Source organism: Serratia sp. HNCC26DJ244, from assembly GCF_057180565.1.
Window position 1 is genome coordinate 1 of record NZ_JBXUGO010000001.1, and the last position, 20,835, is coordinate 20,835.

At 48.2% G+C, this 20,835-nt stretch carries 18 protein-coding genes and 2 tRNA genes; 13 read left to right on the forward strand and 7 right to left on the reverse strand.

Annotated elements, in window-relative coordinates:
* The first annotated feature begins 36 nt into the window (after nucleotides 1-36).
* Nucleotides 37-113, forward strand: a tRNA-Asp gene (locus AC2A06_RS00005).
* Nucleotides 114-734: 621 nt separating this feature from the next.
* Nucleotides 735-1,529, forward strand: a complete 795-nt coding sequence (locus tag AC2A06_RS00010) for an endonuclease/exonuclease/phosphatase family protein (protein WP_484378952.1) — start codon at nucleotides 735-737, stop codon at nucleotides 1,527-1,529.
* 56 nt (nucleotides 1,530-1,585) lie between these two features.
* Here the strand turns inward: AC2A06_RS00010 and mltD are convergent, their stop codons facing one another.
* Both mltD and gloB read right to left on the reverse strand, forming a co-directional pair.
* The gene (gene mltD, locus AC2A06_RS00015; protein WP_484378953.1) at nucleotides 1,586-2,947 is read right to left on the reverse strand and encodes a murein transglycosylase D; all 1,362 of its coding nucleotides are present in this window, start codon (nucleotides 2,945-2,947) and stop codon (nucleotides 1,586-1,588) included.
* 71 nt (nucleotides 2,948-3,018) lie between these two features.
* Nucleotides 3,019-3,774 carry a hydroxyacylglutathione hydrolase gene (gloB, locus tag AC2A06_RS00020; protein WP_484378954.1) on the reverse strand — a complete coding sequence of 252 codons (756 nt, stop codon included), beginning with the start codon at nucleotides 3,772-3,774 and terminating at the stop codon, nucleotides 3,019-3,021.
* A gap of 42 nt (nucleotides 3,775-3,816) precedes the next feature.
* Between gloB and AC2A06_RS00025 the strand changes: the two genes are divergently transcribed.
* Nucleotides 3,817-4,536, forward strand: coding sequence for a class I SAM-dependent methyltransferase (locus AC2A06_RS00025; protein WP_023491261.1), 720 nt, complete (start codon nucleotides 3,817-3,819; stop codon nucleotides 4,534-4,536).
* Here AC2A06_RS00025 and rnhA read toward each other — a convergent pair.
* Nucleotides 4,533-5,000, reverse strand: coding sequence for a ribonuclease HI (gene rnhA / locus AC2A06_RS00030; protein ID WP_023491262.1), 468 nt, complete (start codon nucleotides 4,998-5,000; stop codon nucleotides 4,533-4,535). The two genes, AC2A06_RS00025 and rnhA, sit on opposite strands and share 4 nt — an antisense overlap.
* Nucleotides 5,001-5,072: 72 nt before the next feature.
* Here rnhA and dnaQ point away from each other — a divergent pair, with 72 nt between their 5' ends.
* The gene (dnaQ, locus tag AC2A06_RS00035; protein WP_484378955.1) at nucleotides 5,073-5,816 is read left to right on the forward strand and encodes a DNA polymerase III subunit epsilon; all 744 of its coding nucleotides are present in this window, start codon (nucleotides 5,073-5,075) and stop codon (nucleotides 5,814-5,816) included.
* A 147-nt stretch (nucleotides 5,817-5,963) separates the two neighbouring features.
* Nucleotides 5,964-6,040 (forward strand) — tRNA-Asp (locus AC2A06_RS00040).
* Nucleotides 6,041-6,384: 344 nt separating this feature from the next.
* Here AC2A06_RS00040 and melB read toward each other — a convergent pair.
* Both melB and melA read right to left on the reverse strand, forming a co-directional pair.
* Nucleotides 6,385-7,794, reverse strand: coding sequence for a melibiose:sodium transporter MelB (gene melB / locus AC2A06_RS00045; protein ID WP_473195945.1), 1,410 nt, complete (start codon nucleotides 7,792-7,794; stop codon nucleotides 6,385-6,387).
* A gap of 88 nt (nucleotides 7,795-7,882) precedes the next feature.
* The gene (melA, locus tag AC2A06_RS00050; protein ID WP_484378956.1) at nucleotides 7,883-9,232 is read right to left on the reverse strand and encodes an alpha-galactosidase; all 1,350 of its coding nucleotides are present in this window, start codon (nucleotides 9,230-9,232) and stop codon (nucleotides 7,883-7,885) included.
* Nucleotides 9,233-9,498: 266 nt separating this feature from the next.
* Here melA and melR point away from each other — a divergent pair, with 266 nt between their 5' ends.
* On the forward strand, nucleotides 9,499-10,431 hold the full coding sequence (gene melR, locus AC2A06_RS00055; protein ID WP_023491527.1) for a transcriptional regulator MelR: 933 nt from the start codon (nucleotides 9,499-9,501) through the stop codon (nucleotides 10,429-10,431).
* 100 nt (nucleotides 10,432-10,531) lie between these two features.
* Here melR and fadE read toward each other — a convergent pair whose 3' ends face one another.
* Complete coding sequence (gene fadE / locus AC2A06_RS00060) at nucleotides 10,532-12,979, reverse strand: acyl-CoA dehydrogenase FadE (protein WP_484378957.1); 2,448 nt, start codon at nucleotides 12,977-12,979, stop codon at nucleotides 10,532-10,534.
* A gap of 404 nt (nucleotides 12,980-13,383) precedes the next feature.
* Between fadE and lpcA the strand changes: the two genes are divergently transcribed.
* Both lpcA and AC2A06_RS00070 read left to right on the forward strand, forming a co-directional pair.
* A complete protein-coding gene (gene lpcA, locus AC2A06_RS00065; RefSeq protein WP_023491523.1) occupies nucleotides 13,384-13,965 on the forward strand; it encodes a D-sedoheptulose 7-phosphate isomerase in 582 nt (193 codons plus the stop codon).
* Nucleotides 13,966-14,056: 91 nt separating this feature from the next.
* A complete protein-coding gene (locus AC2A06_RS00070; protein ID WP_484378958.1) occupies nucleotides 14,057-14,851 on the forward strand; it encodes a class II glutamine amidotransferase in 795 nt (264 codons plus the stop codon).
* Here AC2A06_RS00070 and dpaA read toward each other — a convergent pair.
* A complete protein-coding gene (gene dpaA / locus AC2A06_RS00075; protein ID WP_023491520.1) occupies nucleotides 14,795-15,556 on the reverse strand; it encodes a peptidoglycan meso-diaminopimelic acid protein amidase in 762 nt (253 codons plus the stop codon). The two genes, AC2A06_RS00070 and dpaA, sit on opposite strands and share 57 nt — an antisense overlap.
* 666 nt (nucleotides 15,557-16,222) lie before the next feature.
* On the opposite strand from dpaA, the gene AC2A06_RS00080 reads away from it, so the two are divergent.
* Genes AC2A06_RS00080 through nqrE form a run of 5 tightly spaced genes read left to right on the forward strand, consistent with a single transcriptional unit; the run spans nucleotide 16,223 to nucleotide 20,826 of the window.
* Entirely contained in the window at nucleotides 16,223-17,572 is a 1,350-nt protein-coding gene (locus AC2A06_RS00080; protein WP_484378959.1) for a Na(+)-translocating NADH-quinone reductase subunit A, read from the forward strand.
* Between the two features lie 3 nt (nucleotides 17,573-17,575).
* The gene (locus tag AC2A06_RS00085; protein ID WP_473195939.1) at nucleotides 17,576-18,817 is read left to right on the forward strand and encodes an NADH:ubiquinone reductase (Na(+)-transporting) subunit B; all 1,242 of its coding nucleotides are present in this window, start codon (nucleotides 17,576-17,578) and stop codon (nucleotides 18,815-18,817) included.
* Nucleotides 18,807-19,601: a Na(+)-translocating NADH-quinone reductase subunit C gene (locus tag AC2A06_RS00090; RefSeq protein ID WP_484378960.1), complete on the forward strand. Its 795-nt coding sequence runs from the start codon at nucleotides 18,807-18,809 to the stop codon at nucleotides 19,599-19,601. Before AC2A06_RS00085 ends, AC2A06_RS00090 begins: the two co-directional genes overlap by 11 nt.
* Nucleotides 19,594-20,223, forward strand: coding sequence for an NADH:ubiquinone reductase (Na(+)-transporting) subunit D (locus tag AC2A06_RS00095; RefSeq protein WP_473195937.1), 630 nt, complete (start codon nucleotides 19,594-19,596; stop codon nucleotides 20,221-20,223). The genes AC2A06_RS00090 and AC2A06_RS00095 overlap by 8 nt, the downstream gene beginning before the upstream one ends.
* A gap of 6 nt (nucleotides 20,224-20,229) precedes the next feature.
* Entirely contained in the window at nucleotides 20,230-20,826 is a 597-nt protein-coding gene (nqrE, locus tag AC2A06_RS00100) for an NADH:ubiquinone reductase (Na(+)-transporting) subunit E (RefSeq protein ID WP_023490783.1), read from the forward strand.
* The last annotated feature ends 9 nt before the right edge of the window (nucleotides 20,827-20,835 follow it).

Below are 20,835 nucleotides of genomic sequence, written 5' to 3' on the forward strand. Positions count from 1 at the left end.
ATCAAGCGATAAGCGATGCAACGTGAAAGAATCGGTGGAGCGGTAGTTCAGTTGGTTAGAATACCTGCCTGTCACGCAGGGGGTCGCGGGTTCGAGCCCCGTCCGTTCCGCCACTTAATTGATAAGCCCTGAGTCTCTGACTCAGGGCTTTTCATATTCAAATTACTCACTGCCTTAACTTGTTGTTCCTTCAGTATTACCGACGCTTATTAGCCTGTACTAGTGAGCGATTTTTCGATGCAGTGAGATGATCTCACGACCTATTTTCAGTAGCATAATCCCATTCATCAGGTGTTCTTGTGCATGTTACCATCACCGATATACCGGGATTTTACCGCTATCTTCGTCCATTTAGATTGAAATTTTGACAATATGGTTTGCTGAATTCACTGTTCCTTGATCACTTTAGTGATAGGGGGCTGATTTTCACATCATCAATTGTTTGAGCCAATATGCTTTATTCATTGCAACCAGCCTGTCTTTTCCTAATAACAAAGAGCGGGATAATCCCTAAAAGTCAGTACTGGTAGCAGGTATAGGCGTATACTGTACCTATACCCAAGCGCATTCGAACTCTGGGTCGGTTACAACGGCATGAGGAGTCAGAATCCTGGTCAATAATGGCTGAGGTAAGCGAGAGTCATCAAGACCTCTTGTAGCTTCAACGGCGGCGGGTATATCGTGGATAGTAATGCCGCTATCAGTTTAACCCGAATGGAAAATAGGCGAATAACGTGCCGAAAAGAACCTATGCAATGAGGTATGTTGCAGGGCAGCCAGCCGAGCGAATTTTCCCTGGTGCCATTAATCAGCCGTTACCACTTGGTGCTGCATTGCCAGCGACGGATGTATTACGCGTGATGGTATGGAATATCTTCAAGCAACAGCGGTCAGATTGGCTTTCGGTACTGAAGGGTTTTGGTAAAGAAGCGCAACTGGTATTACTACAAGAGGCACAGACAACGCCGGAACTGGTTAATTTTGCCACCTCTAATTATCTGGCGACTGATCAGGTCCCTGCCTTCGTGTTACCGCAACATCCTTCTGGTGTGATGACACTGGCCGCAGCACACCCCGTCTATTGCTGTCCATTGCGCGAACGTGAGCCACTATTGCGTCTGGCTAAGTCGGCATTGATCACGGTTTATCCACTTTATAATGATCAATTACTGATGGTGGTGAATATTCATGCTGTGAACTTTAGTCTTGGTGTTGAAGTTTACACTAAGCAGTTAGCCTCACTAGGGGAACAGATTGCTTATCATCAAGGCCCGGTGATTCTGGCTGGGGACTTCAATGCTTGGAGTCGTAAGCGTATTAATGCCTTATATCAGTTTGCTGGGGATATGGCATTGCGTGAGGTGAGTTTTACCCACGATCATCGGAGTAAGGCATTTGGCCGCCCCCTGGACTTTATCTTCTACCGTAATCTGCGGGTGGCTGACGCCTCGGTGTTGGTGACACAAGCCTCAGATCACAATCCGTTACTGGTAGAGTTCCGTCCCGAGTTGCACAAGTCACAGTGGTAACCCAATAGAAATAAAAAAAGCATCTCGAAAGATGCTTTTTTTGGGGGACTGAAAATTTAAGTCTCTGGTGAGCTATTATTGTTTACAAACAAGGTCAACTTAAGCCCTGGCTGCAGACTGTTATTTTTGCTGAGCGCTGAGTTCCAACGCTTTACGTCACTAATATCAACACCATGACGACGCGCTATACTGTCAAGGGAGTCACCTTTACGGACTTGATAGGTGATACTGCTGCTATTGTTGGCGACCTTCAATGTTTGTCCAACTTTTAGCGAGCTCTTGTCCGTCAAGTTGTTCCAAGTCTGTAAATCACGGGTTTGCACATACAGACGTTTGGCGATAGCCGCTAATGTATCACCTGGGCGAACCTTATACACATCACTGCCTGACAAACCAGCGTTATTCGTCGACTGACGACTTGGCGATATCGCAGTTACCTGTCCATCAGATAGCGAATCTTTCAACTGAGCCGCATTCTTTTGGGGGACCATAATGTAATGAGGTCCATTAGGTGCGGTGACACCTTTTTTGTAGCCAGGATTGTAAGCTTTCATCTTGGTGAGCGAAAGCCCGGCCATCTCAGCTGCCTGAGTGAGCTGAATTTGTTGCCCGACATCAATACGCGCCAATGCACGGGTTTCGTCAGGTTTTGGTAATTTGACACCGTACTTTTGGTTGTGCTTGATGATCTCGCTGAGTGCCAGCATTTTCGGCACATAGATTAACGTTTCACGTGGAAGCGACAATGACCAGAAATCAGTGGGCTTACCTTGGCGTTTGTTCGCCTTAACGGCTTGCATTACACGACCTTCACCACTGTTGTAAGCGGCAATGGTCAGTAACCAGTCCCCGTCAAACAGGCGGTTCAGCCGTTCCAGCATATCAAGCGCAGCGGTTGTTGAGGCTACAACATCACGACGTTCGTCATACCACTGATTGTTTTTCAAACCATAGTGGCGACCCGTTTTAGGCACAATCTGCCATAACCCCGCAGCATTGGCATGCGACGTGGCGTGAGGGTCAAAAGCGCTCTCCACTATGGGTAGCAGTACCAGTTCCATCGGCATATTACGTTTCTTAATCTGCTCGACTATCAAGTACATGTACGGCTCTGCCCGTAATGTTACATCGTGGAGATAGCTCTTATGTTTTAAATATTTACTCTTTTGTTCACGGATCCGGGAATTTTCCGGAACCTCCATCTTCAGCTCGTCGCTAATGAAGTTCCACAGGTCCTGTTGCGCGGCGCTATTGCTACCTAGCCACTGCGCTGAGCTTGCTGTGTACTTTCCTGCTTCACTTTCTTGACCTGCCGAAGACAGACTCTGTGCATGCTGTTTTGGGGCCAGCGTATCCTGCTTGGATGACTGGCAACCCACTAGCAAGACTGAGGCGAGAATTATCGCTTTAGTCTTCATATGTATGTCAATTTAGTTGCTCAAAAGACGAACAATGATACGTTATTTTACTAAAAAACGCAACTAAAAGGTTAGAAGGCATCCTTGCGCAGGCGTAATTCGGAAAAAACTTCATGAAGATGTGTCGGGGGCGAATCAAAGCCTATTTCTTTTTGTAAATCAGTATCATGGCAACGTAAGAATAGATTTATTTTACGTTCTAATTGCAACGTTGTGGGCACGCTGGGTTCTCCTTTTACCCGTAATATCTCAACTTGCTCCTGATATGTTCTAATTTGATCATCTCGTGGCAAAATCTTCCTGGCAAACTTAAGATTTGAGAGTGTATATTCGTGTGCGCAACAAATTAAGGTTTCATCAGGGAGTTGCGCGAGTCGTTGAAATGAAACATACATTTGCTCGGCCGTCCCTTCAAAAAGCCGTCCGCAACCGGCAGAGAAAATAGTATCCCCACAGAATAGGTAAGGGGAGCTGTAGAAAGCAATGTGTTCCAAGGTGTGTCCAGGAACCTCGATCACAGTAAATTGGCGCCCACCAATATTGAGAATATCCCCCGCACTGAGCAGATGATTAGCCCCTTTGTTGGCGGTTTCATGTGGACCATAGACAGCCAAACCGGGATAGCGTGAGATAATATCTGGCACGCCGGCGACATGATCGCGATGGTGATGGGTCAATAATATTGCATCTGGGGTTAGGTTCAGGTCGGAGAGCGCCTCAAGAACCGGATTAGCCTCACCAGGATCGACGATAACGCAATGTCTTTCTGAGTCGCACAATAACCAAATGTAATTGTCCTGAAAAGCAGGAATGCTGATAAGATTCATTGAGACCTCTCGTTGGCAACGGCTGAAGGAAGATAATAAAGCATGAAACCAGCCCATACTCTACAAAAGCTCACCAGCCCACAGACCTGGGCAGCGCTACCATGGGGGGAATACTATCGTGAGGCTCTAGAGCAGCAGTTGCAACCCTGGTGGTCAAAACTGTTTGGTTTTCATTTGTTGAAAATTGGTAACCTTAGTACCGAGTTAGATACCGAAAAGTGTGTTATCTCGCATCAGGTTAATGTGGGGTTGTCAGGCAATAACCTGCATGTGCTGGCAGATCCATACCAGTTACCCTTTGCCACGAAGGCAGTAGATGCCTGTTTGTTGGCTCATACTCTTTCCTATGCTGATGATCCACACCGCCTGTTACGTGAGGTTGACCGCGTGTTGATTGATGACGGTTGGCTGCTGATAAGTAGTTTTAACCCCTTCAGTGTACTGGGTATGGGCAAGTTGATCCCGGGAGTACGTCAGCGCCAGCCTTATGTCAGCCGCATGTTTACCCAAATGCGTTTGCTGGATTGGCTTAGTTTATTGAATTACGAAGTGTTGGAGCAGATGCGCTTTCATGTCGTACCTTGGCAGCGTAAAGGCGGGACTTTTTTGAGTACACATTTACCTGCCTTGGGTTGCATCAGCCTCATTGTGGCACGCAAGAGGACGCGGCCATTAACCCCAACGCTGCTGAAAATGGGGGTCAGGAACCCCTCTCTTAGTCGCGCAGTGGGCGCGACCAAGAGTTATCGTAAGTTGCCTTAAGTGTCGGGCTGATAACCCGTATCATCTTGAGTCGGGTTACCGGCTGCATCACGCGCCAGTTGGTCGCAACGTTCGTTTTCCGGATGCCCGGCATGCCCTTTGACCCATTGCCAGTGAATGGTATGACGAGTAATTGCCAAGTCTAAACGTTGCCAGAGATCGATATTTTTTACCGGTTTTTTATCACTGGTTTTCCAACCACGTTTTTTCCAGTTATGGATCCAGCCAGTGATCCCTTGGCGTACATATTGGCTATCAGTGCTTAAAACCACTTCGCAAGGGGAAGTGAGCGCTTCTAGCGCCACAATGGCTGCCATCAACTCCATACGATTATTGGTCGTCAGGTGATAACCGGCACTGAACATTTTTTCATGTTGTTTATAACGCAAGATTGCACCATAACCTCCGGGGCCCGGGTTACCGAGACAGGAACCGTCGGTGAAAATTTCTACCTGTTTGAGCATCTCTGGTAGACTCTTCCTATTAGTTTTATAAAAGCACAGTCTGACATAAACGAGCGCTATGAGCACTGCAATATGATCTCTACACCATCAACCAGACAAATCGTTCTTGATACCGAAACCACCGGTATGAACAAACTAGGGGTTCACTACGAAGGCCACCGTATCATTGAGATTGGTGCTGTTGAAGTGATTAACCGCCGCCTGACCGGCCGCCACTACCATGTTTACGTGAAACCAGACCGGTTAGTGGATCCTGAAGCTTATATGGTTCATGGCATCAGTGATGAGTTTTTGGCCGACAAACCGACTTTTGATCAGATCGCTGAAGAGTTTGTCGATTTTATTCGTGGCGGTGAGTTGGTTATCCATAATGCGTCGTTCGATATCGGCTTTATGGATCACGAATTCCGCATGTTACAGCGAGATATGCCGAAAACGGAAACATTCTGTACTATCACTGATAGCTTGTTGATGGCACGCCGCCTGTTTCCCGGCAAACGTAACAACCTTGATGCCTTATGCAGTCGTTATGAGATAGATAACAGTAAACGAATGCTACACGGGGCATTGCTCGATGCCGAGATCCTGGCGGAAGTCTATCTGGCAATGACGGGCGGTCAGACCTCGATGGCATTTCAGATGGAGGGGGATAGCCAGCAGATAGAGACCGCACAGGACATCCAACGTGTAACACGTCCGACGACGGCAATGAAAGTCATTTATGCCAGCGCTGAAGAAATTGCAGACCATGAGGCACGTCTGGACTTGGTGGCCAAGAAGGGGGGCAGTTGTCTGTGGCGGACAAAAGCTGAATAGTTGTTTTTTCAGTGAGAGAAATATCACCTTGGCCGCGTATCGTTGAAAAACTGTTCAACCGACTCTTTCTATAGGAAAAAATATTGACGGAGTCGAGCGCGGACCGTAATATTCGCTCATTCCCCACGGTATAGGGGAATGAAATGCGGAGCGGTAGTTCAGTTGGTTAGAATACCTGCCTGTCACGCAGGGGGTCGCGGGTTCGAGTCCCGTCCGTTCCGCCAAATCACCCCCCAAGCAATGAGCCATTAGATCTTCCATTTCTTATGGTGAAGATTTATGGTATTGAGCAAGCCCCTTCATCAAGCGTTGCCAGTTACTTCTTTACCCTGTAAAAATGCCAAGAACCATTTGGACTAGCCGAAAACTTCAGAGTTTGTTGCGGTAAGAGAAGCAACCATCCACTGTCGAGGATCGCCGTCAATGGCGTTGACGGCGAGGTCAGATTGCATTTTCTTTTACCACATTACTTTTGGTGAACTGCTGCGAAAAGATCGGCGGGTATGCCAGCAAGTTCATTAACCTCAGGCTGTCTGAGCTTTCCAGTGTGACTATGCCACTCCGCTATTTAAGCCTCGGGCTGCAGGATATGTTTTGTCTCTTCTCTTTGTTCCTCGGGTGATGGGTGATATTTATCCTGCAGATGGGTCTGGATTTTGTGTTGGAAATCCCCATTGAGTTTGTAAAAACGGAAGTAAATAAACAGTGTTATGCAGAAGAACAGTGCAGGAAGCGCAATCATAATTAGTTGCATCCCAATAATGGTCTCAGGGGTTTGAGTGGTATTGGGAACATAGCCTACCACGCTGAGAACCACCCCGATAAAGAAGGCAGATAAAGCAGAACCAGCCTTTACCACCAGAGTTTGCACTGAATAGGCAATACTCTCGCAGCGCACGTTGAGCTTGTATTCCCCGTAATCGACGGTATCCGCGACCATAATCACCTGCAATACCCAAAATAATCCAACACCGATATTGAATAATACCCCTGCCAGTGAGATCAATAACAGGTTATGACTGCCTACAGCAGCCAGGCCTAATAGCACGCCGCCAGCGAGAATAGGCATGATAGAGGCCCCTGCCCACAGAGTTCGGCGTGAAAGTGTTTTGACCAAACGAGGAAACAGGATCAAGGTGACCAGGTTAGCGGCACCGGCGTAAGACATGTAATAAGGGAACAGAGCGGCATCACCAATCACGTAGGTAAAATAGTAAATAGCAAAGCCGGTAATGACGTTGGAAGCAATATTATAAGATAACGCCATAGCCAGCAGACAGGAGAGTTGATCGTTTTTGTAGATTAACCCGATCATCGATCTCAGGCTGATACGGCTTAACTCTGTGGCTAAATTATCAGATGAATACACTTCTTTGACGTTACGCAGGGTAACAATGGTTGATAGGACGAAGAAAGCGATCAGTACCAGCGTAAACATCTGAAAACCATATCCACGATCAGCACCGCCGACATAATTGACAAAAGGCAGTGTCACGCCAGCAGTCACAAAACCAGCCAGACTGGCGAAAAAACGTGGGTAAGGCACCAACTTTTCACGTTCGCGTTTATCCAGCGTAATCGTCGGTACCAATGACCAGAAAGGGATATCCATCAAGGTATAGGTCATACCCCAGAGAATATAGGTGACGACAACAAATAACAGTTGTGCTTGGCCGGTAAAATGATGGGCACTGAACAGCAAAAAAAGCACAATAGAGTTAGCGATGGTACCGATGAGGATCCAGGGTTTGAATTTGCCCCAGCGGGTGCGGGTATTGCTGACAATCCAGCCCATAATCGGGTCGTTGAGGGCATCCCAGATACGAGCAACCAGGAACAGTGCACCGACGACACTCACCGACAATCCGACCACATCGGTGTAGTAGTACATCAGATACATGTAAACAATACCGATGGCGAAGTCTTTACCGAAAGCGCCAAAACCATAGCTGAGCTTTGTGGCTATTGAAACACTCATAGTATACAGGGTCACTGTTGCCAGCCACCCCCCTGTTATTGTAGTGATAGGGTCGAGCACGGTTGCGCCCGGCAATCGCAATAGGGCATCAGTGCAACCAGGTGGGTAACCAGTCACCGTGTGCGGCGATCAGTTCATCAACCAGCGCATAAATCTCTTCAATACCGAGTACGGCAGCGGTGTGCGGATCCATCATTGCTGCGTAATAAACATACTCTTTGTTTTCAGTCAGAATGGCTTCGGTCAGTAATGTTTGAACGTTAATGTTGGTCTGCATCAGAGCAGCAAGATGTGAGGGTAACTTACCCACTTTGGTCGGGCGGATCCCATTGGCATCAACCAGGCAGGCCACCTCGACACAGCATCCCTGTGGCAGGTTATCTATCAAACCATCGTTACGCACGTTGCCATAGATAACATCAGGCTCACCGGTCCATAAGGCATTCATGATGCTGCTGGCGTATTCATTGGATTGCTTGATTTCAATACGATCCGCTGCTTTGTATTCCTCTAATTCTTTTTGCCAGTTCGCCAATTGCTCTACACAACGTTTGGGATATTCGTCTAACGGAACCTGATAACGTTCAATCAGATCCTGACGTCCAGGTTTGATAAACCACGGGGTGTATTCGGCAAAATGTTCAGAGGATTCAGTCACAAAATAGCCCAGTTTTTTGAACATTTCATAACGTACAATGTTTCGACAGCGCGGGTTACCATGGATATTTTCTTTGGGTGCCTGCCCCGTGGCATAGGCTTCCAGTAAGTCGGGGTAGATACTGTGATAGTCCCCATTGGCATCTTTTTTCTCTAATTCGAGGTAGAAGGCCATATGGTTAATGCCAGCACAACGGTACCTTAACTGGTTAACATCAATATTCAGGTCTCGAGCCAGCTCTTCCGCCGTCCCCTGAACTGAGTGACACAACCCAACCTGTTTAATGTGTGGATAACGGGCAAACATCGCCCAGGTATTCATCGCCATCGGATTAACATAATTGAGCATGGTGGCGTTTGGGCACACTTGCGTCATATCGGCACAAATCTGCCACAGATGGGGAATGGTACGCAGTGCACGCATGATACCGCCAGGGCCCAGAGTATCAGCGATGGTTTGCTCCAGACCGTGGCGTTTACACACTTCAAAATCCGTGACAGTACAAGGTTCATAACCGCCAATCTGAAATGCGACAACCACAAAATCCGCAGCGTTCAGTGCTGCTTTCTGGTCGGTATGGCACGTGATATGCCCATGGGCACCTGCTGAATCCATCAATTTGCGCACCACAATGTGCGACTCTTCCAGGCGTGTTTCGTCAATATCCATCAGTGCGATATGAGCAGACTTAAACGCTTGGCGATGAAACACATCACCCAGAATGTTTTTAACAAAAATGGTGGAGCCAGCACCAATAAAAGTGATTTTTGGGATCGACATACATTTCTCCAGTAGCCTGTTGAAGTGCAGCCATGGTGACATGGTTGTGAATGGTAGCGCTTCCATGTTATTGACTGAGCATTCCCATAAACTCAGATCCGGTGTGTTAATCTTCTGAATCTGAGTTTATGGGATAAAAAGAACAGGAAAGCAGAGAATACGAGGAAGTTAAAATGATTATCTGGCTTGGGATGTGGCGTTGATCTCACCCGTGTTTCCCCTGTTGTGCCATTATTCTGATAATTCGGAACTGGAGGTGCAATGTTATGGATGATACAGCGGTAGCGGTTTTAGTCCCCGATCCTGATATGTGTAGCAGTACGGACCCTAAGACACGCAGCCCTTTGTCGCTCTACTCCGATTACCAACGGATGAATATTGAATTACGTGCCCCACAAGCCATGCCATCCAGCCACTGGCACGGTCAGGTCGAGGTTAATGTCCCTTTTGATGGTGATGTCGAGTATCTGATTAACGACAAAGTCGTGAAGATTAAACAAGGGCACATTGCGTTATTTTGGGCATGTATCCCTCACCAGTTAACTCACTCTGGCATTTGCCAGAACATGGCTATCCTGAATTTACCGATGCATCTATTTTTATCGTGGCCGCTGGACAGAGAATTGATCAACCATGTGACTCACGGCATGGTATTGGAATCGATTACATCGAATCAGGTCAGTGCGTTTGAAGTGCAACGTTGGCAGACGGATCTCATCAGTGACGATGAGCAAATTCGGCAGTTGGCGGTTGATGAGATAGGGTTGATGCTCAAGCGTTTTAGCCTTTCCGGCTGGCAGTCGATTCTAACCAGTAAAACATCGCGAACCCATAACAATGGCATTTCCAGACATGCGCAGTTTTACGTGAGCCAAATGCTGGGATTTATTGCCTCCAATTACGATCGGACTTTAACCATTAACCATGTCGCTGAACACGTGAAACTTAACTCCAATTATGCGATGGGGATTTTCCAGCACGTAATGCAATTGACCATGAAACAGTACATCACCGCAATGCGTATCAACCATGTCAGAGCATTGTTAAGTGATACCGATAACACTATCCTGGATATCGCACTAACAGCGGGGTTTGGTTCAATGAGTCGTTTCTACAGCACATTCCAGAAGTATGTCGGCATGTCCCCCCAGAAATACAGGAAACAGAGTCAACTACGGCGGGAAAACTTTCTCGTGTGAAGTTAATATCTATCAGGTAAAACGGTTAGTGGACCGGTTCAACGGGTTGAAAAGCAAAGGGCGATAGGAATCGCCCTTTTAGAACAATTGAGTTGAAAAATCACACCCACTCAGTTTGCGGGTGATGCTTTTCTTTCTTCGCCAATTTTTGACTGGCTAACGCATCAGGTGGAAAGTCATCAACGTTAATTGAACGTAGGCGGCTCTGTTCTGCTTTCACCAGGATTTCAGCTTCATCGGCGCTGATTTTCCCTTCCTTCAAGGCCTGTTGTGCCAGGTAATCTAAACGGGTGAAGGGAAGGCTTTCACCCGCCTGTTGGCTCAAACGTTGGTGGATGGGTTCAGCGGCCATCACATCCACCAGTGCCGCTTCTAGCAGACCGGCTGGATTATGCTCAGTGGCTGCCAAATATTGCCCACGCCCTAAACGGCTGCGGGTCGCCGAAGGTTGCTGGAGGATTTGCGCCAGTTGATGGTCAAGTTTGTCTGAAGGTGCCGCATGTACGCGCCCAAAGGGGAATACCAGCAGACGCATCGTCCCGGCGATAAAGCGCTGTGGGAAATTGCGCAACAAATCATCCAAGGCTTGTTCTGCTTGATAAAGGCAATCTTGCACGCCCCAATGAACCAATGGTAAGTCCTCTTGCTGACGCCCTTCATCCTCAAAACGTTTTAATGTGGCAGAAGCCAGATACATTTGACTGAGTACGTCACCCAAACGGGCAGATATACGCTCACGACGCTTCAGGCTACCGCCCAACACCCCCATAGAAACATCCGACAGCAAGGCAAGATTGGCACTCAGACGGTTGAGCTGTTGATAGTAACGGCGGGTGGCATCCTTTGTCGGGGTAAAACTGCTGCGCCCATTGGTCAGCCCAAGCCACAGGCTGCGTATTGTGTTGCTACCTACATGACCGAGGTGACCAAATAGCGCCTTATCGAAGGCAACAAGATCATTATTCTGCGCCGCTGCCATTTCGCTTAATACATAAGGATGGCAGCGAATCGCTCCCTGGCCGAAGATCATCATGGTACGGGTCAGGATATTGGCGCCTTCCACCGTAATGGCGATAGGGGCCCCCTGATAGGCACGAGCCAGAAAATTAGCGCTGCCCAGCATAATCCCTTTGCCAGCAGTAATATCCATGGCATCGATGATGGCGCGTTGACCTCTATGGGTACAGTGATATTTTACAATTGCCGACAGCACCGCGGGTTTCTCACCTTGCACCAAGGCGTAGGTGATCAGCGAGGCTGCAGCGTCCATCACATAAGTATTACCGGCAATGCGGGCCAATGGCTCTTCAATACCTTCCATCTTGCCAATGGAGATTTTGAATTGGCGGCGGATATGTGCATAAGCGCCGGTTGCCAAGGCGATGGATTTCAGGCTGCCAGTAGAATTGGAGGGTAAAGTGATCCCTCGGCCAACAGATAAACATTCAACCAGCATACGCCAGCCCTGGCCGGCCATTTTCGGGCCACCAATAATGTAATCGATAGGAACGAATACCTCTTGCCCACGCGTTGGACCATTCTGGAACGGCACGTTGAGTGGGAAATGGCGGTTACCAATCTCTACCCCAGGGGTGTTAGTCGGGATCAGGGCACAGGTAATACCTGGGGATTCGTTATCACTCAACAAATGCTCTGGATCATAGAGTTTGAAAGCCAACCCTAATACGGTGGCAATCGGTGCCAGCGTAATGTATCGCTTGTTCCAGGTGAGTCGCATACCAAGAATCTGCTGGCCTTGCCACTCTCCCATGCAGACGGTGCCGATATCTGGAATAGCGCCGGCATCAGAACCTGCCTCTGGGCTGGTGAGCGCAAAACAAGGGATTTCATCGCCACGGGCCAAGTCGGGTAAGTAGTGATTTTTTTGTTCTTCCGTACCGTAATGTTGCAGTAATTCACCGGGGCCGAGGGAATTAGGCACGCCGACGGTGATCGCCAAAATACCAGAAACCCCCGCCAGCTTTTGTAGCACAAGTGCTTGTGCATAAGCCGAAAAATCCAGGCCGCCATACTCTTTTTTGATGATCATGGCGAAGAATCGATGTTGCTTCAGATAAGCCCACAACTCAGGGGGGAGATCCGCGAGTTCGTGAGTGATTTGGAAGTCATTGGCCATGCGGCAAGCTTCTTCTACTGGCCCATCGATAAAAGCTTGTTCTTCTTCGGTCAACTTGGGTTGCGGATAGTGGTGCAGTTTTTTCCAGTCGGGTTTTCCGCGAAACAGTTCCCCTTCCCACCAAGTGGTTCCGGCATTAATCGCCTCTTTTTCGGTGGTGGACATCGGGGGCATGACTTTACGAAAGGCCTGTAACACAGGTGCGGAAAACAACGGGCGGCGTAGCAAGGTGATGTTTAATGGCAGCAAAATAAGTGCCAGTGGCAGCAGCATCCAGTAGCTCCACAAGCCGGTAGCCCCCATCAAGGCGGTATAAGCCAGTAGAATGACACTACTGAGCACCAGGTTGACTTGGCGGTAAAAAACGACACCAATGAGTGCGAGTAAAATAACGATGCTAGCAAACATCATAAGAAGCTCCGAAGTGGCATGTGGTCTGACCTGTTGGTGATATATTGTTTGTAGTACAACCCGCTGTTTTTATCAATCTATTTACACTTCAACTACAATTAGAGTCACAATCTAAGCGCATTAACCGTTAAAAATGATTATATCGTTCAGTACCGATAGAGATACCCGCTGCATGGCAATTTGCATTAATCATTAATTATGTCTTAAGTCATGATTTTGTGGGGTACCCCAAAGGGGCTGAACTTGTGAATAGTTTATTGCACAGGACTTCTCGGATTTTCTGCAATCCGTTACACTGCAAAATGACAAATGAATGATAAGACCCTATCCCGCCAGGTGTCGTTGGTATTGGTCAAAGACTTGATGGGATAGATTCTAAAACAGCACAACAAGAGGCTACCTCGATGTATCACGATTTAATTCGTAGTGAACTGAATGAAGCAGCTGATACTTTGGCAAAATTCGTGAGTGATGATGCCAATATTGCCAGCATTCAGCAGGCGGCAATCATGCTGGCGGATGCTTTTAAAGCGGGTGGTAAGGTGATCTCTTGCGGTAACGGCGGCTCTCATTGTGATGCGATGCATTTTGCCGAAGAGTTGACCGGTCGTTATCGAGAAAACCGCCCGGGCTATCCGGCGATTGCGATCTCTGACGTGAGCCACCTGTCCTGTGTCAGCAACGACTTTGGCTACGACTACGTGTTTTCGCGTTATGTGGAAGCGGTTGGTCGCGAAGGTGATGTGTTGTTGGGGATCTCGACTTCAGGTAACTCCGCCAACGTTATCAAAGCCATTGAGGCCGCTCGTGCTAAAGGGATGAAAGTGATCACCCTGACCGGCAAAGAGGGGGGCAAAATGGCGGGGAGTGCCGATGTGGAAATTCGTGTGCCACACTTTGGCTATGCTGACCGTATCCAGGAAATTCATATCAAAGCTATCCATATTTTGATGCTGTTGATCGAAAAAGAGATGGTGAAGGCTTAACCGTTCGAGGAAATGTGCCCCCATCACTTACAGAGCGTTGGGGTCGGGTTTCCTGATAGAAAGTGTTATTGAAGTTAAGGGTAGCGATTAAATGTGTGAACTGCTCGGGATGAGTGCGAATGTACCTACTGATATCTGTTTTAGTTTTACCGGGTTGGTACAGCGTGGTGGCCGCACTGGCCCACATAAGGATGGTTGGGGCATTACCTTCTATGAAGGCAATGGTTGCCGCACTTTCAAGGATCCACAACCCAGTTGCAATTCACCGATTGCTCACTTGGTGCAGGAATACCCGATCAAATCTTGTGCAGTCGTTTCCCATATTCGGCAGGCGAATCGTGGCGAAGTGGCACTGGAAAATACTCACCCGTTTACTCGTGAACTCTGGGGTCGTAATTGGACTTACGCTCACAACGGTCAACTGAAAGGCTATCGCCAATTGGCAACGGGCTATTTCCGCCCGGTAGGCCAGACTGACAGCGAACATGCCTTTTGCTGGTTGCTACACCAACTGTCGTTAAAATATCCACGCACTCCCAATAACTGGCCTGCGGCGTTCCGCTATATTGCATCGCTGGCAGAGCAATTGCGGCAAAAAGGCGTGTTCAATATGTTGCTGTCGGATGGGCGCTTTGTTATGGCTTACTGCTCAACTCACCTTTATTGGATTACGCGTCGTGCCCCCTTTGGTAAAGCGACATTGCTTGATCAGGATGTGGAGATTGATTTTCAACAGCAGACGACACCGAATGATGTCGTTACTATTATCGCCACCCAACCGCTGACGACCAATGAAACCTGGCACAAAATTGTGCCAGGGGAATTTGCTTTATTTTATTACGGTGAACGGATTGCCCTGAGTGGTAGGGTCGGTGTTGGTGGTTGATGCATATTGCGTCGGCTGTGCGTTGCCAGTTATCGGCTGAACTAAAGCATATTGGCCGTTTGACACATTGACTGCGGGTGGTCGGTGGTGTTTGACAAAATAGTCATAGCCGGGCTTCAACTGGCGCCAGAAAGCGATATGATCGGATGAACGATGGCGCTGCAGGTTTTCTTCAGTCATGCGGAACGGGTAAATATTGATATTTACCTGGCCCTGCCCATAAGCAAACGCGGCATCGACATAACGATAAATCTCATCCATATAAGTATTGGTCATTGCATAGCAACCAATAGACTTACATTCACCATGGATCATCAGATAGGCACCGGAATATCCCTGCGCTTTATCATAATCATTTGGGAAGCCAATATTAATGGCTCGATAAAATTTGCTGTTAGGCTTTAGATTACGCGCAGTGATGTTATAGAAGCCTTCTGGGCTTTTAAGGTCACCTTCACGGCGTTTGGGACCCAGGCCACCAGAAAAATTACAGATAGGGAAACTATTCATCAGGCGGAACTCATTGCCGACTTGTGTATATAATTCCAACCTGCGTTCTTCTTTGAATATCTGAATATAGACCGGTGAACCGAGAGTTTTCTGTTTCACAACCGGTTCTTGCGGTGGTGCCTGTTCACTAGCGCTACAGGCGGTGATTATCGGCATGCAAAATAGCATCGCAAACAACAGCGCGATTTTGCTCATTAATTATTCCTACTTATATTTATGTGTTGGCTCTACCCATTCTACCAACGTGCTACTGACGAGTGTTCTATTAGACCATATTCAGATTAGCAGTGGGTATAATTTTAGCAATACAAAATGTGTATAGAAAACCCACTAATATCGGAAAAAGTGAATTGACTGACAGATTTTAACGATTAGTGTAAGGACGGTACAGAGAATTAATTGCATTTGCTTGACTCAGGTCACTAGATAGTACGGAAAAATGTTGCCAAAAATGTTAGACTAAAAGTCTCAATTGCCCGTTGAGTATGCGTACTGCTAGTGGTTCAAAGAGTTAGCGCCTTCAGTACTTTTTGGTGATGTCAGGTTTGTATATTCAGGCTGGTGGTCACCAATCTGCAACTTGAATGGTGACGGGTATATACCCAAGATCAATGAAGTTGCAGGTAGGCGGCAAGCGAGTGAAGCCCTAGGAGCATAGATAACTATGTGACTAGGGTGAAAGAGCGTGGCCAACACCGCTGCAGCTTTATTGGCGACGGGTATAGATAGGGACGTTTTATGTTGGGTATGGCATCGCCATACACATCCGGAGGGGGCCAAGGCAACCTCATCATCCTGCATGATCTGTGCCTTTTTTGGGGCGAGTGATCATGTTAAAATTTAAAACATCTTGTAAATCATATGATTAAAATCAGAAAGGGTTTAGATCTGCCAATAGCCGGGGCACCTTCTCAGGTGATTCAAGATGGCCCGGTGATCACGACAGTGGCGGTACTCGGCCAAGACTATGTTGGTATGCGTCCCTCCATGCTCGTCCAGGAAGGTGATCGCGTTATAAAAGGTCAGGCGCTGTTTGAAGATAAAAAGAACCCTGGGGTTCTTTTTACTGCGCCTGCCAGCGGACAAATTGTGGCTATCAACCGTGGTGAACGCCGCCTATTGCAGTCGGTGGTTATTGACACCACGAATGCTGGCGATGAGCAGGTAGAGCTGGCTTATTATCAGCAAGCTGATCTGCCGATGCTGGAGCGTGAGCAGGTGGAAAGTGACCTGCTTGCCAGTGGTTTGTGGACGGCACTGCGTACCCGGCCATTTAGTAAAACTCCGCATCCAGGAACGTCACCGCGCGCTATTTTCGTCAGTGCTATGGACACTCAGCCGTTGGCGGCGGATCCGTTGGTGATTATTGCCGAGCAGCAAGCGGCGTTTAATGCGGGTCTAACCGTATTATCGCGGCTAACAGATGGCAAAGTGCATGTTTGCCATGCGGCTGGCGCACGGTTGGAGAGTGCTGCTGGAGCGCAAGTCACCTACAGCGAATTTGCTGGGCCGCATCCTGCCGGGTTGGTTGGCACACATATCCATTTCCTTGAGCCGGTGAGTTTGCAAAAAACGGTCTGGCATATCGGTTATCAGGATGTTATTGCCATTGGTACGCTATTTACTACCGGGCAGCTGGATACCCGTCGTGTCGTCGCCTTGGCCGGCCCACAGGTTGAACAGCCGGTTCTATTGCGTACCCGGTTAGGGGCTAGCTTGGAACAGCTGACCGCCGGCCGCCTTAAAGCGGGGGAGAACCGCGTGATTTCTGGCTCCGTGCTGAGTGGCACCCAAGCCTGTGGTCCTAATGCTTTTCTGGGGCGCTTTCATTCCCAGGTTTCAGTATTGCAAGAAGGGCGAGAAAAAGAGCTGTTTGGCTGGGTGACGCCGTCACCGGATAAGTTCTCCATTACCCGCACCACATTGGGTCATTTCCTGAAGAACAAGCTGTTTGCTTTCTCTACCGCTCTGAACGGTGGTGAACGTTCGATGGTACCGATTGGTAACTACGAGCGAATTATGCCGCTGGATATTCTGCCAACGCATCTTTTGCGTGACTTGTTGGCGGGTGATACAGACGGTGCGCAAACGCTGGGTTGTCTGGAGCTAGATGAAGAAGATCTGGCGTTGTGTACCTTCGTCTGCCCAGGCAAGTATGAATATGGCCCGGTGCTGCGTGAAGTGCTGACCAAGATTGAGCAGGAAGGTTAACCGATGGGCCTGAAGAATTTTTTTGAAAAGATAGAGCATCATTTCACGCCAGGCGGCAAGCTGGAAAAGTGGTATCCGCTGTTTGAAGCAACGTTTACGGTGTTTTATACCCCGGGAACGGTGACACGCGGAGCCTCGCATGTGCGTGATGCCATTGATCTCAAACGTATGATGATCCTGGTGTGGTTAGCCGTATTCCCCGCGATGTTTTGGGGCATGTATAACGTTGGTCAGCAGGCAATTCCTGCATTGCACCACCTATACAGCGGCGAACAGCTACAACAGGTGTTGGCAGGTGACTGGCATTATTGGTTGGCGCAAACCCTGGGGGCTTCACTGGATGCCGACGCTGGGTGGCTCAGCAAAATGGTGTTGGGAGCGACCTATTTTGTGCCGATCTATGCTGTGGTCTTTCTGGTGGGCGGTTTCTGGGAAGTGGTGTTTGCGGTGGTACGCAAACATGAAATCAACGAAGGGTTCTTCGTTACTTCCATTCTGTTTGCCTTGATTGTCCCACCAACCCTACCTCTCTGGCAGGCAGCGTTAGGTATCACTTTTGGCGTGGTCATTGCCAAGGAAATTTTTGGTGGTACCGGGCGTAATTTCCTTAACCCGGCATTGGCGGGGCGTGCTTTTCTCTTCTTTGCTTACCCGGCGCAGATTTCCGGTGACATGGTGTGGGTGTCGGCTGATGGTTTCTCTGGCGCGACACCGTTGGCACAGTGGAATGTGGGGGGGATGCATAGCCTGACCAATGAGATTACCGGCCAATCCATCAGTTGGATGGACGCATTTATCGGTAATATTCCTGGCTCGATTGGTGAAGTCTCTACATTGATGATCCTGATTGGTGGCGCGATTATTCTGTTTGGTCGCGTTGCTTCCTGGCGCATCGTGGCTGGCGTAATGATTGGTATGATTGCCACCGCTTCACTGTTTAATGCTATCGGTTCAGCCACCAACCCGATGTTTGCCATGCAATGGTATTGGCACCTGGTGCTAGGGGGCTTTGCGTTCGGCATGATCTTTATGGCTACTGACCCGGTTTCCGCCTCGTTTACTAACAAGGGGAAATGGTGGTACGGCATTTTGATTGGCACGATGTGTGTGCTGATTAGAGTGGTAAACCCAGCCTATCCTGAAGGCATGATGCTGGCGATCCTGTTCGCCAACTTGTTCGCACCGCTGTTTGACTATCTGGTGGTGCAGGCCAACATCAAGCGGAGAAAAGCCCGTGGCGAATGAATCTAAAAATGACAGTATGCGTAAAACGCTACTGGTAGTGTTTTTACTCTGTCTGGTGTGTTCAGTAGTAGTAGCGGGCTCAGCAGTGAGTCTGCGAGAGCAACAGCAAGTGCAGGTATTACTGGATAAGCAGCGCAACATTCTTGATGTTGCGGGGCTTATGACGCCGCGTATGCCCAGTAAACAAGTTAGAGAGACCTTTGCTAAATATATTGAAACACGCTTGCTGGATCTGAATAGCGGTGAATTTGTACCTGGGGACAATAGTAAATTTGATCTGGTAGCCGCATTACGTAGTGATACCAAGAGCATCAAGTTACCTGCTAGTGATGATATTGCAGGTATTCGACGCCGTAGCAACCAGGTGGAGATCTATCTGGTTCGTGATGATGCTGGGAAAGTGAGTAATATTATATTACCCGTCAATGGCTCTGGTGTGTGGGCGATGATGTATGCCTTTGTTGCATTGGATGCTGATGGCAATACGGTTAGAGGCTTGAGTTTTTACCGGCATGGGGAAACGCCGGGGTTAGGTGGGGAGATACAGAACCCTACTTGGCGAGCTCAATGGATAGGCAAGCAGTTATTTGATGAGAACGGAACACCAGCAATTCGCATTGTTAAAGGTGGGGCGCGCCCAGGTGATATACATGGTGTCGATGGCCTTTCTGGTGCAACTCTGACCTCTAATGCTGTGCAAAATACGTTTAATTTCTGGTTGGGTGAACACGGTTTTGGCCCATTCCTGCAAAGAGTTCGAGAGGGAGCGCTGAAAAATGGCTGATTCCAAAGAGATTAAGCGGGTTTTACTTGAACCGCTGTTAGATAATAACCCCATTGCTTTGCAGATCCTTGGCGTGTGCTCAGCGCTTGCGGTAACCACTAAGTTGGAAACTGCCTTGGTGATGACGTTGGCGCTCACAGTCGTGACTTCATTTTCTAGTTTGTTTATCTCACTGATACGCAATCATATTCCTAACAGTGTTCGGATCATTGTGCAGATGACCATCATTGCTTCGTTGGTGATTGTGGTTGATCAGTTTTTGCGGACTTATGCCTATGAGATATCTAAACAACTGTCAGTATTTGTTGGTTTGATTATTACTAACTGTATTGTCATGGGGCGTGCTGAAGCCTATGCCATGAAATCTCCACCATTAGAAAGCTTTATGGATGGGATCGGTAACGGGCTTGGTTATGGTGTGATCCTCATTCTGGTGGGCTTTTTGCGTGAATTAATTGGTTCGGGCAACCTGTTTGATATACCGATATTTGTGACGATACAAAATGGCGGTTGGTATCAGCCAAATGGTTTGTTCTTACTGGCACCCAGTGCATTCTTTATCATCGGCCTGCTGATCTGGGGTATTCGTACCTTGCGACCAGCGCAGATAGAAAAGGAGTAACCGCCGATGGAACATTATATTAGTCTGCTTGTTCGTGCGGTGTTTGTTGAGAACATGGCATTGGCGTTTTTCCTTGGCATGTGTACTTTCCTTGCCGTGTCGAAAAAGGTCTCCACCTCCTTTGGTTTAGGCATTGCCGTAACGGTAGTACTGGGTATTGCGGTACCCGTCAATAATCTGGTTTTTAACCTGATCCTGCGTGATGGTGCGCTGGTGGAAGGGGTGGATTTGAGTTTCCTCAATTTCATTGTCTTCATTGGGGTTATCGCCGCTCTGGTTCAGATCCTGGAGATGATCCTTGATCGTTTCTTCCCTGCCTTATACAACGCCTTGGGCATTTTCCTGCCATTGATTACGGTGAACTGTGCGATCTTCGGTGGTGTGTCATTTATGGTACAGCGCGATTATAACTTTGCTGAGTCGGTGGTTTATGGCATTGGTTCTGGAATCGGTTGGATGCTGGCGATTGTTGCTCTGGCAGGGATCCGCGAAAAGATGAAGTATTCGAATGTGCCTGCCGGGCTGCGTGGTTTGGGCATTACCTTTATTACCACTGGATTAATGGCACTGGGATTCATGTCATTTGCCGGCGTTCAGTTGTAAAGGCAGGAA

Excerpts from the sequence above, each read along its gene's own strand:
- AC2A06_RS00080 (WP_484378959.1), top strand. The coding sequence starts at position 16,223 with ATGATTAAAATCAGAAAGGGTTTAGATCTGCCAATAGCCGGGGCACCT.
- melR (WP_023491527.1), top strand. The coding sequence starts at position 9,499 with ATGGATGATACAGCGGTAGCGGTTTTAGTCCCCGATCCTGATATGTGT.
- dpaA (WP_023491520.1), bottom strand. The coding sequence starts at position 15,556 with ATGAGCAAAATCGCGCTGTTGTTTGCGATGCTATTTTGCATGCCGATA.
- gloB (WP_484378954.1), bottom strand. The coding sequence starts at position 3,774 with ATGAATCTTATCAGCATTCCTGCTTTTCAGGACAATTACATTTGGTTA.
- AC2A06_RS00025 (WP_023491261.1), top strand. The coding sequence starts at position 3,817 with ATGAAACCAGCCCATACTCTACAAAAGCTCACCAGCCCACAGACCTGG.
- melB (WP_473195945.1), bottom strand. The coding sequence starts at position 7,794 with ATGAGTGTTTCAATAGCCACAAAGCTCAGCTATGGTTTTGGCGCTTTC.
- rnhA (WP_023491262.1), bottom strand. The coding sequence starts at position 5,000 with ATGCTCAAACAGGTAGAAATTTTCACCGACGGTTCCTGTCTCGGTAAC.
- nqrE (WP_023490783.1), top strand. The coding sequence starts at position 20,230 with ATGGAACATTATATTAGTCTGCTTGTTCGTGCGGTGTTTGTTGAGAAC.
- AC2A06_RS00070 (WP_484378958.1), top strand. The coding sequence starts at position 14,057 with ATGTGTGAACTGCTCGGGATGAGTGCGAATGTACCTACTGATATCTGT.
- AC2A06_RS00095 (WP_473195937.1), top strand. The coding sequence starts at position 19,594 with ATGGCTGATTCCAAAGAGATTAAGCGGGTTTTACTTGAACCGCTGTTA.
- AC2A06_RS00085 (WP_473195939.1), top strand. The coding sequence starts at position 17,576 with ATGGGCCTGAAGAATTTTTTTGAAAAGATAGAGCATCATTTCACGCCA.
- mltD (WP_484378953.1), bottom strand. The coding sequence starts at position 2,947 with ATGAAGACTAAAGCGATAATTCTCGCCTCAGTCTTGCTAGTGGGTTGC.
- fadE (WP_484378957.1), bottom strand. The coding sequence starts at position 12,979 with ATGATGTTTGCTAGCATCGTTATTTTACTCGCACTCATTGGTGTCGTT.
- melA (WP_484378956.1), bottom strand. The coding sequence starts at position 9,232 with ATGTCGATCCCAAAAATCACTTTTATTGGTGCTGGCTCCACCATTTTT.
- lpcA (WP_023491523.1), top strand. The coding sequence starts at position 13,384 with ATGTATCACGATTTAATTCGTAGTGAACTGAATGAAGCAGCTGATACT.
- dnaQ (WP_484378955.1), top strand. The coding sequence starts at position 5,073 with ATGATCTCTACACCATCAACCAGACAAATCGTTCTTGATACCGAAACC.